Annotated in this window: 10 protein-coding genes and 1 pseudogene; 5 read left to right on the forward strand and 6 right to left on the reverse strand. The window is 66.9% G+C overall.

What is annotated here, in order from left to right; translation table 11 throughout:
- Positions 1-308: 308 nt before the first annotated feature.
- From ACYQ01_RS12475 to chrA, 4 genes are all read left to right on the forward strand, one after another.
- Positions 309-1,397 (forward strand): HlyD family secretion protein, encoded by a 1,089-nt coding sequence (locus tag ACYQ01_RS12475; protein WP_459934187.1) that lies wholly within the window; start codon positions 309-311, stop codon positions 1,395-1,397.
- The gene (rbbA, locus tag ACYQ01_RS12480; RefSeq protein ID WP_459934188.1) at positions 1,394-4,300 is read left to right on the forward strand and encodes a ribosome-associated ATPase/putative transporter RbbA; all 2,907 of its coding nucleotides are present in this window, start codon (positions 1,394-1,396) and stop codon (positions 4,298-4,300) included. The genes ACYQ01_RS12475 and rbbA overlap by 4 nt, the downstream gene beginning before the upstream one ends.
- Before the next feature lie 2 nt (positions 4,301-4,302).
- Positions 4,303-5,427 (forward strand): ABC transporter permease, encoded by a 1,125-nt coding sequence (locus tag ACYQ01_RS12485; protein ID WP_459934189.1) that lies wholly within the window; start codon positions 4,303-4,305, stop codon positions 5,425-5,427.
- 106 nt (positions 5,428-5,533) lie between these two features.
- Positions 5,534-6,733 carry a chromate efflux transporter gene (gene chrA, locus ACYQ01_RS12490; protein WP_459934190.1) on the forward strand — a complete coding sequence of 400 codons (1,200 nt, stop codon included), beginning with the start codon at positions 5,534-5,536 and terminating at the stop codon, positions 6,731-6,733.
- A 63-nt stretch (positions 6,734-6,796) separates the two neighbouring features.
- On the opposite strand, the gene ACYQ01_RS12495 is transcribed toward chrA, so the two are convergent.
- From ACYQ01_RS12495 to topA, 6 genes and pseudogenes are all read right to left on the reverse strand, one after another.
- A complete protein-coding gene (locus tag ACYQ01_RS12495; RefSeq protein WP_459934191.1) occupies positions 6,797-7,960 on the reverse strand; it encodes a diguanylate cyclase in 1,164 nt (387 codons plus the stop codon).
- Positions 7,961-7,962: 2 nt separating this feature from the next.
- Entirely contained in the window at positions 7,963-8,340 is a 378-nt protein-coding gene (locus tag ACYQ01_RS12500) for a DUF1987 domain-containing protein (protein ID WP_459934192.1), read from the reverse strand.
- 18 nt (positions 8,341-8,358) lie between these two features.
- A complete protein-coding gene (locus ACYQ01_RS12505) occupies positions 8,359-8,670 on the reverse strand; it encodes a SiaB family protein kinase (protein ID WP_459934193.1) in 312 nt (103 codons plus the stop codon).
- Positions 8,671-8,883: 213 nt separating this feature from the next.
- Positions 8,884-10,953, reverse strand: coding sequence for a SpoIIE family protein phosphatase (locus tag ACYQ01_RS12510; protein ID WP_459934194.1), 2,070 nt, complete (start codon positions 10,951-10,953; stop codon positions 8,884-8,886).
- Positions 10,954-11,076: 123 nt separating this feature from the next.
- Positions 11,077-13,740: a hypothetical protein gene (locus ACYQ01_RS12515; RefSeq protein WP_459934195.1), complete on the reverse strand. Its 2,664-nt coding sequence runs from the start codon at positions 13,738-13,740 to the stop codon at positions 11,077-11,079.
- Positions 13,741-14,290: 550 nt separating this feature from the next.
- A pseudogene (gene topA, locus ACYQ01_RS12520) lies at positions 14,291-16,681 on the reverse strand (type I DNA topoisomerase); the annotation flags it as partial.
- A gap of 85 nt (positions 16,682-16,766) precedes the next feature.
- Here topA and era point away from each other — a divergent pair.
- Positions 16,767-17,684: a GTPase Era gene (gene era, locus ACYQ01_RS12525; protein ID WP_459934196.1), complete on the forward strand. Its 918-nt coding sequence runs from the start codon at positions 16,767-16,769 to the stop codon at positions 17,682-17,684.
- Positions 17,685-17,737: the final 53 nt, after the last annotated feature.

Here is a 17,737-nt window from a genome sequence, read left to right on the forward strand (position 1 = left end):
AACGATCCTTCGTATTTCAAAAAAGCGTATTTACCGAATATGATTGCGTATTTAGTATTTATACCAGCATACTCCATATCACGTCGAAGGGCCAGAGCGACCTTGGCGCGCCGGAGGCCCAGGGGCCGGTTTGGGCGCGTGGCCGGGGCGGGGAGCGCTTTTTCGGGGGGTGGGAACCCTCTTCATTCGACGGGAAAAATTGGTTACGCTGTCAACAAAATGGATGACGCCCTGCGGACGCCGCTCCGCCTCTTCGCTGGTTTCGAGGCCCGCCGGTTTCCGCGAACGCGTTTTACGGAGTGAGACCCATGTCCCAAAGTCTTTCGCGCCGCCTGGTTTTCGTCGTTGTGGTTCTGGCCTGCGCCGTGGGCGGATACTTCGCCTGGACCGTGCTGCATCCGCGCCAGGACCCGGGAGCTTTCGCCGTGGGCAACGGGCGCATAGAAGCCACGGAGGTGGACATCTCCACCAAGATGGCCGGGCGTCTGGTGTCCGTGCTGGCCAGGGAGGGCGACGACGTGACCGCCGGGGAGCCCCTGGCCCGCATGGACACCAAGGTCCTGGACGCGGACCTGCGCGAGGCCGAAGCCGCCATCATGCAGGCCGAGCACAAGAAGGCCGGCGCCGTGGCCGCCGTGGCCCAACGCCAGAACGAAATCCTGGCCGCCGAAGCCCTGGTGGCCCAGCGTTCCAGCCAGTTGCAGCTCTCCGACATCGAACTGCGCCGCACCCAGAAGCTCCATACCGACGGCGTGGTGCCGCGCGAGCGTCTGGACGTGGACCTCACCACGTCCAAGACCAACACGGCCCAGCTCAAGGCGGCCCAGGCCCAGGTCTTTTCCGCCCGGGCCGGGCTGGAGTCGGCCAAGGCCGGGGTGCTTGAGGCCCAGGCCGCCATCGAGGCCGCCCGAGCCAAGGCCGAGACCATCCGGGCCGACCTGTCCGACGCCACGCTCATTTCTCCCATCAACGGGCGGGTGCTCTACCGCCTGGCCGAACCGGGCGAGATCCTGGGCGTGGGGGGACGGGTGCTCACGCTGCTCGATCTGAGCGACGTGTACATGACCCTGTTTCTGCCCACCGCGCAGGTGGGGCGCGCCGCCCTGGGGGCCGAGGCCCGCATCGTGCTGGACGTGCGCCCCGACATTTCCATTCCGGCCAAGGTGACCTTCGTCTCGCCCCAGGCCCAGTTCACGCCCAAGGCCGTGGAGACGCGCACCGAGCGTGAGAAGCTCATGTTTCGCATCAAGGTGCACATCGCGCCCGACCTGCTGCGCGCCCATGCCAAGCAGGTGAAGACCGGCCTGCCCGGCGTGGCCTACGTGCGCCTGGATTCGAACGCGCCCTGGCCGCGCGAGGTCCCGCCCCTGGTGGGCGAAACGAGGTCCGCCCCGTGACCGCGGAGCCGGCCTCCAGGCTTGTCGGCGTGGGGCTGCGCTACGGCTCGGTGGCGGCCCTGGACGATGTGAGCGTGGAGATTCCGTCGGGGCGCATGGTCGGCCTGATCGGTCCGGACGGGGTGGGCAAATCAAGCCTTTTGGCCCTGGTTTCCGGGGCCAGGCGCATCCAGCTGGGCCACGTGGAGACCCTGGGCGGCGACATGGCCGATCCCGGACATCGGGCCCGGGTTTGCCCGCGCATCGCCTACATGCCCCAGGGCCTGGGCCGAAACCTGTACATGACCCTTTCCGTGCGCGAAAATCTGGACTTTTTCGCCAAGCTTTTCGACCAGGACCGTCGCGAGCGCGAGCGCCGCATCGCCGACCTGCTGGGCGCGACCGGCCTGTCCCCGTTCGCCGACCGCCCGGCCGGAAAGCTCTCGGGCGGCATGAAGCAGAAGCTGGGCCTGTGTTGCGCCCTGGTGCACGATCCCGATCTGCTCATTCTCGACGAACCCACCACCGGGGTGGACCCGCTCTCGCGCCGCCAGTTCTGGCGGCTCATCGAGCGCATCCGTTCCGGGGGGGAAGGCATGAGCGTGGTGGTGGCCACGGCCTACATGGAGGAGGCCACGGGATTCGACTGGCTGGTGGCCATGGACGCCGGCCGGGTGATCGGCCAGGGAAGCCCGCAATCCATGCTGGAGCGCACCGGCGCGTCCGACCTGGACGAAGCCTTCATCCGCCTGCTGCCCGAGGCCAAGCGCCTGGGACACAAGACCCTGGTGGTCCCGCCGCTGCCCGTGGGGCGCGACGAGTCGCCGGCCATCGAGGCCAAGGGGCTGACCATGCGTTTCGGCTCCTTCACCGCCGTGGACCACGTGGATTTTACCATCCGGCGGGGGGAGATCTTCGGCTTTCTGGGGTCCAACGGCTGCGGCAAGACCACCACCATGAAGATGCTCACCGGGCTTCTTCCCCCCAGTGAGGGCCAAGCCCTGCTGTTCGGCCGCCCCATGGACGCCCGCGACCTGGAGACCAGGAAGCGCGTGGGGTTCATGACCCAGAGCTTTTCCCTGTACGAGGAGCTCACCGTGCGTCAGAACCTGGCCCTGCACGCCAGGCTGTTTCAGATTCCCGGCCCCCGGGTGGAGCCCCGCGTGGAGGAGATGCTCGCGCGTTTCGACCTGAAGCCCCATGAGCGCGCCCTGGCCGACCGGCTGCCCCTGGGCATCCGGCAGCGGCTTTCCCTGGCCGTGGCCGTGATCCACAGCCCGGATATGCTCATTCTCGACGAGCCCACCTCGGGCGTGGACCCGGTGGCCCGGGACGGATTCTGGGAGATCCTGGTGGACATGTCCCGCAACCAGGGCGTGACCATCTTCGTCTCCACCCACTTCATGAACGAAGGCGCGCGGTGCGACCGCATCTCGCTCATGCACGCGGGCCGGGTGTTGGCCAGCGACGCGCCCGCGCGCCTGGCCGAATTGCGCGGCAAGGCCACTCTGGAGGAAGCCTTCATCGACTATCTGGAAGAGGCCTCGGGCGAAACCGAGGACGGGGTCGGGCCGGCGGAGGCGTCCGGGGCTGCATCGACACGGGCGGTCGGCCAGGCGTCGTCCGCAGCGTCCAGGGCCCCGAGGCCCCCGGCCGCACCCGACGGCGCGTCCGGCCCGGAGCCGGCCGGGGAGGCAAAGAACGCCCCGCGCCAGACCGAGACGCTCCAGGGCGAATCCGGCGACGCGTCCGGCACGGCCCAGGCTCCGGACTGGTCCCCGGACCAGGCCCTGGCCCGCGCCTTCAGCCCGCGCCGCCTGCTGGCCTACGCCGGGCGAGAGGCGCGCGAGATCGTGCGCGATCCGGTCCGGTTGATCATCTCGCTTTTGGGATCGGTCATTTTGCTGTTCATCCTGGGCTTCGGCATCACCTTCGACGTGGAAGACCTGAAATTCGCCGTTCTGGACCGGGACCAGTCCCCGGAAAGCCGGGATTACACCCGCAACCTGTCCGGGTCGCGCTATTTTCTGGAGCGTCCTCCCCTCAGGGACACCCACGACCTGGACCGGCGCATGGCCTCCGGCGAGCTCAACGCCGCGCTGGAGATTCCGCCGGACTTCGGCCGCGACCTGAGACGCGGGCGCAACGTGTCCGTGGCCGTCTGGGTGGACGGGGCCATGCCCTTTCACGGGGAGACCGTGCGCGGCTATATCGAAGGCGTACACGCCCTCTATCTGCAAAACTTGGCCCGCACGGCGGGGCTGTCCATTCCGGCGGCCAACGCCGGCATCCAGGTCCGCTACCGCTACAATCAGGACTTCAAGAGCCTCTACGCCATGGTGCCGGCGGTCATTCCCCTGCTTCTGCTCTTTATCCCCGCCATCCTGATGGCCCTGGGCGTGGTGCGCGAAAAGGAGCTGGGCTCCATCACCAATCTCTATGTCACCCCGGTGACCCGGGTGGAATTCCTGCTGGGCAAGCAACTGCCCTATGTGGGGGTGAGCATGCTGAGCTTCGCCGGGCTCACGGCCGAGGCCGTGTTTCTTTTCGACGTGCCCCTCAAGGGCAGCCTGCCCACCCTGACCCTGGCCGCGCTGGTGTTCGTGGTGGTGTCCACGGGCATCGGGCTTCTGGTGTCGTCGTTTACCCGAACCCAGATAGCGGCCCTGGCCGTGACCGCCATCTTCACCCTCATGGCCACCGTCTCCTTCTCGGGCCTGACCACCCCGGTGGCGGCCCTGCAGGGGCCGGGCGCGTTCATCGGCAAGGTGTTTCCGGCCACGTATTTTCTGAACATCAGCCGGGGCGTGTTCACCAAGGCGCTCTCAATGGGCGACCTGTTGCCCGATTTCGCGGCCATCGCGGCCTGCGTGCCGGTTCTGCTGGGACTGAGCGTCGCGTTTCTACCCAAGCAGGAGAAATGACCATGCGCTTTCTCTCGAACGTGTATCGCCTGGGCGTCAAGGAGCTGCAAAGCCTCTGGCGCGACAAGGTGCTGCTGGGCGTCATCATCTGGGCCTTCACCGGCGGCATCTACGTGGTGGCCAGGGCCAGTTCTCAGGAACTGCACAACGCCCCCATCGCCGTGGTGGACGAGGACCGGTCCATGCTCTCGGGGCGCATCGTCCAGGCCTTTTACGGTCCCTATTTTCAGACTCCGCGACTGATCGAGCGCGACCAGATGGACCCGGCCCTGGACGCGGGGCGCTTTCTCTTCGTCATCGACATCCCGCCGGATTTCGAACACGACGTGCTGGCCGGCAGAAGCCCGGACATCCAGGTGAACATCGACGCCACCATCATGACCCAGGCGTTCATCGGCAACAGCTACATCCAAAACATCGTCCTGGGCGAGGTGAACGCGTTCGTCCAGCGCTACCGGGGGACGACCGCCTCCAGGGTGAGCCTGGACACGCGGGTCAAGTTCAACCCCAACCTGACCAGTTCCTGGTTCGGCAGCGTGATGGAGATCATCAACAACATCACCCTGCTCTCCATCGTGCTCGCCGGAGCGGCCCTGGTGCGCGAACGCGAACGCGGCACGCTCGAACACCTCATGGTCATGCCGCTCACCGCCGTGGAAATCCTTTTGGCCAAGATCTGGTCCATGGGCCTGGTGGTGGTGACCACCGTGGCCCTTTCCCTGGCGCTGGTGGTGCGCTGGGCCCTGGGCGTGCCCCTGGCCGGGTCCATTCCGCTGTTTCTGTGCGGGGCCATGTGCGAGTTCTTCGCCACGGCCTGCATCGGCATCTTTCTGGGCACCCTGGCGCGCAACATGCCGCAGCTCGGACTCATGATGATCCTGGTCATCTTGCCCCTGGAGATCCTTTCGGGCAGCGTCAGCCCGCGCGAGAGCATGCCGGAGCTGGTGCGCAACGTCATGGAGTTCGCCCCGACCACGCACTTCGTCAGCCTGGCCCAGGCCATTCTCTACCGGGGGGCGGGCCTGGATATGGTCTGGCACCAGCTTTTGGCCACCTTCGGCATCGGGTTGGGATTTTTTCTGCTCGCCCTGTCGCTGTTTCGGCGCAGTTTGGCCCAGTCGCGCTGAGGGGCGCTTTCCCGGGCCCGCCGCCAGGGCTCCGGGCTTCGAGGCGGCGCGCCGCAAGGCGGGCATTGACTCCCGGGGGGCGCGCGCATAGGGAACCCGGATCCTCATGAATCCCGAAACACCGCCCAACGGCGCGCACGCGCCGCCGAAAGTCCCCCTGGCCACGCTCTTCGGGACGTTTTTGCGCCTCGGACTGACCGCGTTCGGCGGTCCGGCCATGGTCTGGCACATCCGCGCTCTGGCCGCCGAGCGCCGCCGCTGGATCACCGAAGAGGACTTTCGCCTGGGGCTCTCCCTCTGCCAGATGATTCCGGGCGCCACGGCCATGCAGGTCGCGGCCTTCGTGGGCTTTCGGCTGCGCGGACTGGCCGGGGCCTTGGCCGCGTTCGTCGGATTCGGATTGCCCGCCTTCGGGCTCATCACCGCCCTGTCGTTTTTCTATTTCCGGTATCAAAACGTGGGCTGGATACTGGCTACCTTCGCCAGCCTGAAGACCGTGGTCGTGGCCATCATCGCCAGCGCCGCGCTGGATTTCGTCAGAAAGTACACGGCCTGTTTCATGGACGCGCTGATCGGCTTCGGCTCGGCCTGCGGGGTGCTGCTCCAGGTTCCGCCGGCGCTGATCGTCGTGGCGGCGACGCTCCTGGGAGCGGTGGCCTACGGGGACGCGCCCGCCGCCGCGTGCGGGGCCCAGGCGTCGGCTCCCGCGAACCAGCGAAACGCCTGTTTCCGGCTGCTCGCCGGGCTGGGCCTCTTGGTCGGACTGCTGGCGGCGTATTCGACGGACCTGGCGGGACTGGCGCTGCGCATGATGCGCGTGGACCTCTTCGCCTTCGGCGGGGGGTTCGCCGCCCTGCCCATGATGCTGCACGAAGTGGTGCGCAACGCGGGTTGGCTCACGGAAAAGACCTTTCTGGACGGCATCGCCCTGGGTCAGATCACGCCCGGACCCATCGTCATCACGTCGGCCTTTGTGGGATACGCGGTGCAGGGGGTGGTCGGCGCGGCCGCGGCGGCCATCGGCATGTTCGCCCCCTCCATCACCCTTCTCGTCTGGGCCGTGCCCCGTTGCGACAGCCTGCTCGGCTCGGCCGCGTTCCGGCGCGCTCTGCGCGCCTGCCTGGCCACCCTGGGAGGACTCATGGCGGCCATGGTGGTGGTCTTGGCCCGGCCCGTGGCCTGGAGTCCGGCCAATATCGGGCTGTGCCTGTGCGCCTTCGGGGCCTTGCGGCTTCGGGTCGACATCCTGTGGGTGGTGCTGGGGGGCGTTGGGGCTTCGCTCGGGCTGCTTTTTTCCCCGGGATGAGGCCGGGCCGCCAGGAGTCGGCCGGGCCCGGTCCCCCCGGATCTTTCGGCCGGGGCCAACGGTTCAGCCGTTTGGCGTCTCGTCCCGGGCCACCTGGTCGCGACCGCGGCCCTTGGCCTGGTACAGGGCGTCGTCGGCCCGCTTGAGGCATTCGTCCACGCCCGAGCCGGGAAAATACTGGGCCACGCCGAAACTGATGGTGGCCTTGACCGCCACGCCGTCCCAGGCGAAAGCCAGCTTGCCCACCACGGCGCGCAATTTTTCCGCTACGATCACGGCCTGATCCAGGCGCGTTTCGGGCAGAAGCATGAGAAATTCCTCCCCTCCCCAGCGGGCGCACACGTCCTCGGAGCGCAAGGCCTGACTCAAGGCCTGGCTTACCCGGCGCAAGACCGTGTCGCCGGCCTGATGGCCGAAGGTGTCGTTGATGAGCTTGAAGTGGTCCATGTCGCCAAGCACCAGCGAAAACGGCGCGTTGTGGCGTTCGGCCCGGCTGCGTTCGATTTCCAGGCGGTTGTTCATCTCCCAGCGGTTGGGCAGGCCGGTGAGCAGGTCGGTGCGGGCCATCAGCTCCAGGCGGGAGTTCAGGTCGCGCAACTGGCTCTGGTAGGAGTCGCTTATGGTCAGGATCTTGTTGAACCGCCGGGAAAGCTTGGCGTAATTCTGGGCGAGCTGGCCCACTTCGCGTCCCAGGGCGGGGTTGAGCTCCCCGGCGCTGGCGGCCAAAGCCAGGGCCTGCGCCACCTTGGGATCGTCGGGGGCCGGGGCGTGGCGCTTGCCCCGCGCGGGCGCGGCGGCGGGACGGGGGCTCGGCGCGCCGGGCGCGGCCTGGCCCAGCTCCCTGCGGGTGGCGTCCACGCATTCGGGACACAGGCCGCTGGAGAACATCACGTCGAGGTTGTTGGCCATGTACGACTCCAGGCGCTGCCAGTAGTCGTCGTCCACGCGCACCTTTCGGCAGCGTACGCAGATGGGCAGGGTCATGGCCCGCAACTGCTCGAACCGGGCGGCCGACTCTTCGAGCTTGAGCGAAAGCTCCTTGCTTTCGGCCTGGTAGGCGTCGCTTATGGCCAGGGTCTTGTAGAGCTTGTGGCGCAGGGTCTTGTAGGCTTCGGCCAGCAGGCGCAACTCTTCGAGCAGCGCGTCGGGTTCGGGCGGATTGCGAAGGGCGTTTTCCGCGCGCGACAGGAAGCTGTCCGACTGGGGCGTGGCGGCGCGACGGGGCATGGTCAGCCGGCCTCCGTGACGATGTCGAAGGGAAAGGTGACTTCCTCCTGGAATTCCTCGGCCAAGTCCAGGGACCGGGGGTTTTCGGGGTCGTAGCGCCACACGGCCCGCACGTTCACGCCCCGGCCGGCGGCCTCCTCCAGGAGGTCGAGCAGGTCGAGCATGCATTTGGTGCTGCTGCTGTTCATGTAGCTGACGTTAATGTCGGCGGTGAAGGACGGGACCTGGCCCAGGGCGTCTCCCAGCCAGGAGAGCACCGGGGCGTAGAACTCGAAGGAATTTTCCGGGTAGGATTCTCCCCGGATGAGAAGCGTCGGCGGATCGGCCTGAAAGCGTATCGCCGGAGAGGCGGAAGAGGCCGGTATGTCGAGAGGTTGCATGGAAATGCTCCTTGAAAGCTAGACGTAGGCCGTAAGGCTGAAGAACGCGTATGCGCCGTCCAGGTCCTGCACGTTGTAGGTGAGCTTGTTCGTGGACCTGGTCGCCACCTCCATGAGTCCGAGTCCCGCGCCCAGGGCCTGCTCGGGGGTGGGTTTGCGCAATTGGGAGCGATAGAGCTTGCGCAGACTGGACTCGTCCAGGGCGTTCAAGGTGTCGATGTCGGCGCAAAGTTTGGCCACGTCGTTTTTCAGGACGTTGTTGCCCGAGGTCACCATGTATCTGCCGTTCTGCTTGGCTATGGTGATGATGGAGGAGCTGGTCTGTTCCACGGGCAGGTCGCGGCTGGCGAAGTAGTTTCACGTTCTGGGCCAATTCTATGTAGATGGCGAAGACATCCATCACCTGGGCCTTGGTGATGTTTTCCGCGGCCAAGTGGTTGCGCACGGCCTTGCCCAGTTCTTCGATGATGCTGTGGGAAAACGGGCCGTTGAAGCAGATCATGATGCCGGAGTCGGTAAACTCCTCGCGAATCCTGAAAAGGTTCATGCGCTTGTCTCTCCAGAAGGTTTTCGCGGCCCGGCATCGGTTTCGGAAGCCGGATGCGCCGCGTCCTCGCGGGAAGGTTCGTGCCAGGCGAATCCCACCACGGCGATGTCGTCGCGTTGGGGACTTGCGCCTCGGTAGGCGTCGAGCGCGGCCTGAAAGGTCCGGGCCTGGTCCGCGAACGCGGTGGACAGGGATTGCGTCAGCAGGGATTCGAAACGGGCCAGGCCGAAGCCGTAGCCCTTGGCGTCGTCGCCCTGGTCCCAGAAGCCGTCCGTGGAGGCGTAGACGCGTCTGCCGGCCAGGGAGTCCACGGTCTGATTGGTCCAGGGCGTTGCGCCACGCCCCCTGTAGCCCACCCGGCGCCTCTGCCCTTTGAGACGGGTCACTCCGCGCTGGTCCACGAGAAAAAGCGGCAGCCCGGCTCCGGCGAATACCAGCCGGTCTTGGGTTTTGTCCACGCGAACCAGGGCCATGTCCAGCCCGCAGTCCACGCCGCCGGGTCCGTCCTGGCGCAGATCCAGGGTGTGGCGCAGCACGCGGTCGGTTTCGGCCAGAATGCGGGCCGGGTCGCCATCGCGGACCACGGCCGTCACGTGGTTGAGCACGGAATGGGCGGTCATGGCCATGAAGGCGCCAGGCACGCCGTGTCCGGTGCAGTCGATCACGCCCAGCAGGAAGTGGTCGGGAGCGTCCGACAGGTGGATGAGGTCGCCGCCCACGATGTCGCGCGGCCGGTACAGGGCCAGATGTTCGCCCAGGACCTGGGCCATGTGCTCGGGCCGGGGCAGAATCGACGTTTGGATGACCCTGGCGTAACGCAGGCTTTCGAGCATGGCCTGGCGGGACTCGGTGAGGCTCTGATTGGCGGCCGTGAGCTGGGCGGTGCGTTCTTCCACCAGATTTTCCAGATTGCGGGCCGCGTCTTGCACCTTGGCGCTCATGGTGTTGAAACTCGCGGTGAGCTGGCCGATTTCGTCCCGCCGGTCCACGGGCAGTTCGAGCCCGTAGCGGCCCTGGGCCATCTCCCCCGAGGCCCGGGTGAGGCGCGACAACGGACGGAGCACCAGCCGCCCCGTGAGCAGGGAGATCCCGGCCATCACGGCGGCCAGGCAGACCAGCACCGCCCCGGCCAGGGGCCCGAACACCCGCCAGCCCATCACCGAGGCCTGGTCCACCAGCACCACGTCGTACCAGCCGATTTCGGGGATGGCGGCCACGGCCGCGTGGGCCGCGCCGGAGGCCAGGGTCACGGGAAAGGACTCCACTTCGGTCTGGGCGTTGGACAGACGCAAAAGGGCCTGGGCCAGGCGGGACTTGTCCCGACCCTGGGGCAGCAGGGTGAACAGGGTGATCCTGTCGGTCTTGGCCACGGCGTTGTGCGCCGCCAGGGACGGGTCGGGATGGGCCATGATCACTCCGGCCCGGTCCACCACGGCCGGCGTCACCCCGGGCTGGTCGGTGTTGACCGCCTCGCGCAGAAAGTCCGTGAGATCGAGTCCGGTGCCGGCCTGGCCCACCCGTCGGCCCTGGTCGTCCTTCACCACCACGTTGAACCAGACCTTGGCCGCCTGGATGGTGCGGTTGAAGTCGAGGTTGAGGGCGTAGTCGTCCGGGCTGTCCAGGCTCTGGAAGTACCAGCGGTCGGCGGTCTGGTCCTTGGAGAGGTGGGCGCTTTCCAGGTGGCCGTCGTGGTTGATCAGGTAGTGCAGGGTCTTGTCCACCACCACGAAATAACTGTGGTCGCGAAACAGCGAGCGGTAGTTCTCCAACTCCTCGAAGGCCTGGGCCCGGATCGCGGGGTCGCTTTCGTCGGTCACGAACCGTCGCACTTCCGGGTCGGCGGCCAGGGCCCGGGCCAGGGTGAGCTCGCGTTCCACCAGGGAGAGCAGCTTGTTGCGTTCGAGCTGGGCTTGCTTGACCGCCAGCTTGGCGGCGAATTCGCCCAGGATGGAACGCGACGCCCAGGCGAAGGCCAGGGCCGTGGCCGCCACCACCGCCAGGGACATGAGCGCCACGGCCAGGTTGAACTGGGCGCGCAAGGATTTTTTTGTCTGCAACGGTTGCATGACCGCCTCCCTTGGTCATGAGGCGTATCGGTCCTGGGCTTCGCTGTAAACACCGGCCGGGTGGCGCTCGGGGAATCTTGACAAAAAAAGGAAGGTTTGACCGGCGCGAGGCGCTCTGCGCGCCTACCAGCGGGCCGCCTGGGGCTGAAACACCCCGTAGGCGTCGCCGCGTATCGGGTCCGCCACTTGGGGATAGCGAGAGCGGATTTTGTATCCGTCCGGGGCGGCGTGGACGATGAGCTTGAAGCTCATGCCGTCTGAAAAATACAGGTAGCCCCGGTACGGGTCGGCAAGCCCCCGGGGGTCGCGGGGCAGCTCGGGCAGAAATTCCGGGACCAGGCCGCGAATCCACTCCGGGTTATGGCGTCCCCGGTCGTCGGTGACGTCCGTGGAGTCGCCCCGGGGATAGACGCCATAGGTGCGGAAGAAGGCCGTCAGGGCCAGGTTGATGCGGGCCAGGTCGGTCATGATGGTGTCGAAGCTGGCCACGCGCGGCGGGGGATCGCCCTCGCGGCGTTCGTATAGGGTCTGTCCGTCCAGCTCGACCCGCAGGGGAAATCGGCCGTTCGGACGCCGCAAGGCAAGGTGGGCGTCCGAAGCGCTGTCCCACTGGGAGGTCGGGCCCCACAGTCCCGGAGGCAACCAGAGGGTGAAGCGCCGGGAGCTTCCATCCTCATGGACCAGGGTGAGTTCCAGAGGCAGACGCCGCGTTGTGACGAAGGGGCGTTCCAGGCCCGTGAAATGAAGCACCACGGCCAGGCGGTCTCCGTCCAGTCCGTACAGGTGGGCGCGCATGCGCCGGGGCAGATCCGGCGGCGCCGGGCTCGGGGCGGCGTCGGGGTTTTCGTAGCAGGCCGTGGAGCCGAAGCGCGCCCGGAGCGCGAACGGCCCCAGGCGCTCGGGCGGGGTCGGCCCGGCGTCGTGCATGAGAAGGTAGCGCGTGCCCAGGGCCTGTATGTCGTCCAGGCTCCCGGCCGGGCCGCGCTTTTCCAGGGCCTGGCGCAACACGGCGTAGCCGCGCCAAAAGAAGCTGCCGAATCCGTTGACCAGGGGGTTGCGGTGGACCAGGGCCCGTTCCATGAAGTTGGAATCCTCGCCCAGGGGGATCTCCAGCACCGGGCCCGGCGTGGGGCGCGAACGCAGCCAGACGTACTCGCCGGGCGTCTCCGGGACTTGGCGGCGCAGCGTGAAGTCGGGAGCCCAGGCCGGGACGAGATCCAGAAGCAGGATCAGGGCCAGGCCCCAGGCCAGCGCGCGCCCGGCCCGGGACCGGCTGGCCAGCAGTCTGTCGAAGGCGAAGGCGCACACCACCCCGAAAAACAGCGAAAAGAAATGGAAGGACCGGGTCACGGCCCGCACGGCGTCTCCGCCGGGAACCAGCACGTACACGAGATAGGCCGCCGGATTCACGGCCAGGAGCAGGCCGTGGACCTTGACCAGGGGGCCAAGGGAGGCCAGAAAGCCCACAAAGGCCAGATAGGCCGCCGCGCCGGGAAAAAACACCGCCTCGGGCAGACGCGCGGCCCAGACGAACCCGCGCACCATGAGCCATGCCAGGCCGACTCCGGCCGCCAGGCACAGCGCGGCGTGCAACGGCCCCGTGGCCGGAGCCGACACGAAATACCAGGCCTGGAACAGGTCCGGGTCCGGCCAGGACTTCAGGGCGAAGCCTCCCGCCAGGATCGCGACCAGCCCGACCGTGGCCAACGCGCACGGACCTCGGCGCGTTTTGCCCCGCTCCCGCGCGCCGGACAGTCGCCAGACCCCCAGCGCAAAAAGCGTCAGCCCGGCCAAGGTGGGCCAGAGGATGTTGCCCGCCTTGGCGAAGGCTTTGAACAGCGGCGTAAACAGCCAGGTGAGCGTGGCCCCCAGGAAGTGTTCCAGGTCGGCGGCGTAGAGCAGGGTGTCGGCCAGGCTGCGCCGGACGCCGTTGTCCCGGGCCACCATGAGGCTGGGCCAGTAGAGCGCCGCCGATCCGGCCAGGGCCACGACCAGCGGCCCCGCCGCTTTGCCGAGAAACGTCGCGACCTTTCGTCCGTCGGGCCTTTCGGCCTCGGGGGTAAGGCGCGTCCGGGCCGCGTACAGGGCCGCGTACAAAGCGAAATAGAGGGTGCCCAGCACGAAGTTGTGTTCGCTGGCTCCGGCGTGCAGCAGGAAGAACAGACAGCACAGCCAGGCGTGGCGGGCCTTGCCGGTGCGCAGGAACAGGGTGAGGAAATACAGGACGAAGGGAATCCACTGCATGGCCATGTGGCTCAAGTACCCGCCGGTGTTGAGCCGGTAGGAATTGAAAGCGAACAAGGCCGCCGCCGTGAGGCAGGAGGCGGGCCGGAAGCCGCCCAGCCGGGCGAAGAGGTAGGCCCCGAGAAAGCACAGGGGATAGGTCCAGAACACGAAGAGGTTGTAGAGGCGATAGGGATCGACCCCGGCCAGGTACAGGGGCAGGGCCGCGAGCGAGGTGGAGAGCACCTGTCCCGAATAGGCCGCGCCGTAGGGCGCCGGAAAAAACACCGGGGCGTTCGCCAGGCCGGAAAAATCGAGCGCCGCCAGCCGGTCGAGCTGCCAGGCGAAGAGCCAGTAGAGATAGCTGATGTCCCCGCCGCCGAAGAAGCTGCGCACCTGGGTGGGCACGTAGGGCTGGGCCTGCCAGAAGGAGAGGAACAGCACCGCCAGAACGACGCCGGCCCGGACGAAAAGCCGGGAGCGGGGCGTGCGGGGCCGGGAGGCCTGGTCCCGTGACGTGTCCTTTGGCGGGACTTCCGCCGTGTCGCTGGGCTGGATGCGCATGGTGTCCATGGGAAGTGGAAAAATGCCCGGGGAAAGTCAAGGCCCGGCCTTTCGACGAAAAAGGCGCTCCCCCTTGCGAAGGAGCGCCCAGAGCGTTCTTCGATAATGCGCCCGGCGGCTAGTTCGTTTCGCCGTCTTCCTTGTCTTTTCCGTCGGCCTTCTTTTTGGCTGCGGCTTTTGGCTTGGTCGCCGTCTTCGGCTTGGCCGCTGCTTTCTTCTCGGCCGTCGCCTTGGGCTCGGCGGCTGTTTTCGCTTTGGCCGTCGCCTTGGGCTTGGCGGCCGCTTTCGGCTTCGCTGCGGCTTTTGCCGTGGTCGTCGTCTTCGGCTTGGCCGCGGCCTTGGGTTTGGCGGCCGTTTTCGGCTTGGTCGCCGGTTCGGCCTTCTCGGCGGACGCCGGTTGGACCGCCGCTTCCGGCTTGGCGGCGGTTTCCGGCTTGTCGGCCGGTTGCGGCGCGAGGGCCTCGGCCGGTGTGGCGGCCGTTTTCGACTTGGCGATCTCCAGCGGCTTGGACGTCGGCTCCGGCGCGCCCTCCTCGTCCAGCGACCGCCAGTACTTGCAGGTCTTGACCGGGCAGGCCAGGTGATTGCCCCGGCGCTTGCCGCTCTTTTTCACCAGGATGGGCGAACCGCACTCCGGGCAGGTCTCCTGGACGGGCCAGTCCCACACGGCGGTGGTGCAGTCGGGGTAGCGCGAGCAGGAGTAGAAGATCTTGCCGTAGCGCGAGCTTTTCTCCACGAATTCGCCGTCGCAGCCCTCGCGCGTGCAGGGCACGCCCGTGGAGAACGGCTTGGAGTACTTGCACTTGGGATATCCCGAACAGGAAATGAACCGGCTGCCGGTGCGCGTCTTCTTGAGCAGCAGGTCCTTGCCGCACTCCGGACACTTGCCCACCACCTGGGGCGCTTCCTCGGGGCCGGTTTCGGCGAAATGGAACGCCCCGGACTCGTCGCGGGTGAAATTGGCCGTGGAGGAGCAGTCCGGGTACCCGGAACAGGCCAGAAACGGCCCGCGCCGCCCGAACTTCACCAGCATGGGCTTGCCGCAGGCCGGGCAGACCAGGCCGGAATCCTGGTTGATGAGCCGTTCGGCCAGTTGGTAGGCCCCGGTCTCGTCGCGGGTGAAATTCGAGGTGAACTTGCACTCGGGATAGCCCGAACAGGCCAGAAACGGACCCGTGCGGCCGAATTTCACCTTGAGGGGCTTGTCGCACTCCGGGCAGACCAAGCCGGTGTCCTCGTCGGCCATCTCCTTGGCCGCTTTCTTAAGCGTGGGATAGAAGTCCCCGGTGAACTCGGCGAGCAGGCTCCGCCAGTCGGTGCCGCCTTCGGCCACCTTGTCCAGGGCTTCTTCCATGCCGGCGGTGAAGCCCACGTCCATGACCGCGGCGAAATGGGCCGTGAGCAGGTCGGAAACGGTCGTGCCCAGCTCCGTGGGGGCGAAGAGTTTTTCTTCAAGCCGGGCGTAGTCGCGGTCGATAAGCGTGGAGATGATGGCCGCGTAGGTCGAAGGGCGTCCGATGCCCTTTTCTTCCAGTTCGCGCACCAGCGAGGCCTCGGAAAAGCGCGGCGGCGGCTGGGTGAACTTCTGCTCCTTGCGGATTTCGAGCAGGTTGAGGGCCTGTCCCTTGGTCAGGGCGGGCAGGGTCTTGGGGCCGGTCTCGCCCTCTTCCTGGGCGTCCTGGCCGTAGACCTTGAGATAGCCGGGAAACAGCAGGCGCTCGCCCTTGACCCGGAATTCGGCCCGGCCGGACTCCACGGTGACCGTGGTGTCCCAGAACTTGGCCGCGGCCATTTGCGAGGCCAGGAATCGCTCCCAGACCAGCTTGTAGACCTGATACTGGTCCTTGGGCAAAAGTCCGGCCACGTCGGCCGGGGCGATGTGCACGTCGATGGGCCGGATGGCTTCGTGGGCGTCCTGCGCGCCGGCCTTGCTTTTGAAGACCCGGGCCTTGTCCGGGTAGAATTCGTTGCCCAGGGTTTCGACGATGTATTCCTTGGCCGCGTCGCGGGCTTCGTCGGCGATGCGGGTGGAGTCGGTTCGCATGTAGGTGATGAGGGCCTGGATGCCGCGTTCGCCCAGTTCCACGCCTTCGTAGAGCCGCTGGGCCGCCCCCATGGTCTTCTTGGCCCCGTAGCCCAGGCGCTGGTTGGCCGCCTGTTGCAGGGTGGAGGTGATAAACGGCGGCGGCGGCGACTTGGCCCGCTGCTTTTCGGCCACGTCCTTGACCGCGAAGGGCTGGTTTTCCAGCTCCGCGGACAGGGCGGCGGCCTCCTCGCCATTTTTCACCTGGGCCTTTTTGCCGTCCAGCTTGGTCAGGTCGGCTTCGAAGGGCGGCGGGGTTTCGGCGGCCAGCTTGGCCTTGAAGAGCCAGTACTCCTGGGGCTTGAAGGCCAGGCGCTCCTTTTCGCGGTCCACGATGAGGCGAAGCGCCACGGACTGCACCCGTCCGGCCGAGATACCCTTCTTCACCCGCTTCCACAGCAGAGGAGAAAGCTTGTATCCCACCAGCCGGTCGAGTATGCGCCTGGCTTGCTGCGAATTGAAAAGCTTCTCGTTGATCTCGCGGGGATGCTCCAAGGCTTCGCGCACGGCCTTGGCCGTGATTTCGTTGAACTGTATGCGACTGATCGGGGCTTGCGCGTCCTTGAGCAGCTCGGCGATGTGCCAGGCGATGGCTTCGCCTTCGCGGTCCGGGTCCGGGGCCAGGTAGATGGCCGAGGCCTTGGCGGCGGCCTTCTGGAGTTGGGCCACGACCTTTTCCTTGCCGGGGATGACGCCGTATTCGGGGGTGAAGCCGTCGGTTTCGTCCACCCCGAGCTTGCGCGCCGGCAGATCGCGCACATGGCCCACCGAAGCCTCCACGAGGTATTTGTCCCCGAGGAACTTCTTGATGGTCTTCACCTTGGCCGGAGACTCGACGATGATGAGTTCTTTTGCCATGACAGGCCGGCTATAGCCACGACGTACCCGGTTGGCAAGGGGAGCCGACGGGGTTCCACGTTTTTCCCCAAGGAGTCATACGCGCGTGAGCGGACACAAATTCGGCTATGTGGCCCTGATCGGGCCGCCCAACGCGGGCAAGTCCACCCTGCTGAACGCCCTTTTGGGCCAGAAGCTGGCCATCGTCACCCCCAAACCCCAGACCACCCGGAATCAGTTGACGGGCATTCTTACCCGTCCGGACGCCCAGATCGTGTTTCTGGACACCCCGGGCGTGCACGTGCCGCGGGGAAGTCGGTTGAACAGCCGCCTGGTGGAGTCGGCCTGGCGGGCGTTGGCCCAGGCCCAACTCGCGGTGGTGGTGCTCGACGCCGCCAAATATTCCCGCAAGCCCGAGATTTTCGAGGCGGACCTCAAGATTCTGGCCCGGCCCATCGAACGTTCGGGCCTGCCGGTGCTGGTTCTGCTCAACAAGATGGACGCCTTGCCCGGACGCCAGGCCCTGTTGCCGCTCATGGCCCGGCTGGGCGAGGTGTGGCCCGGCGCGCCCGTGGTTCCGGTTTCCGCCCTCAAGCAGCAGGGCCTGGAGTCGCTGGTGGGCGAAATTCTCGCCTTCCTGCCCGAGGGAGCGCCCCAGTTCGACGAGGATCAGCTTTCCACCGCGCCCTTGCGCTTTCTCGCCGCGGAAATCATCCGGGAAAAGCTCTTTCTCGCCCTGTCCCAGGAGTTGCCGTACAACACCGCCGTGGGCATCGAGCAATGGCGCGAGACCAGCGCCGGCGCGCGGGTCAGCGCCGTGATCTACGTCTCCCAGAACCGGCACAAGGGCATGGTCATCGGCAAGGGCGGGGCCCTGCTCAAGCAGGTGGGCACCCAGGCCCGTCAGGAGATCATGGAGCTCATTGGCCAACCCGCGCACCTGGACCTGTGGGTCAAGGTGCGCGAAGGCTGGACCGAAGACGTGCGCTTCATGAACGAACTCGACGACGAAAGCGGGGTGTGACCGCGCTTCGGACCCGCCTGCCGGGACAGGCGCGCCCGAACGTTGGCGCGCCC

This window comes from Fundidesulfovibrio butyratiphilus, from assembly GCF_054657235.1.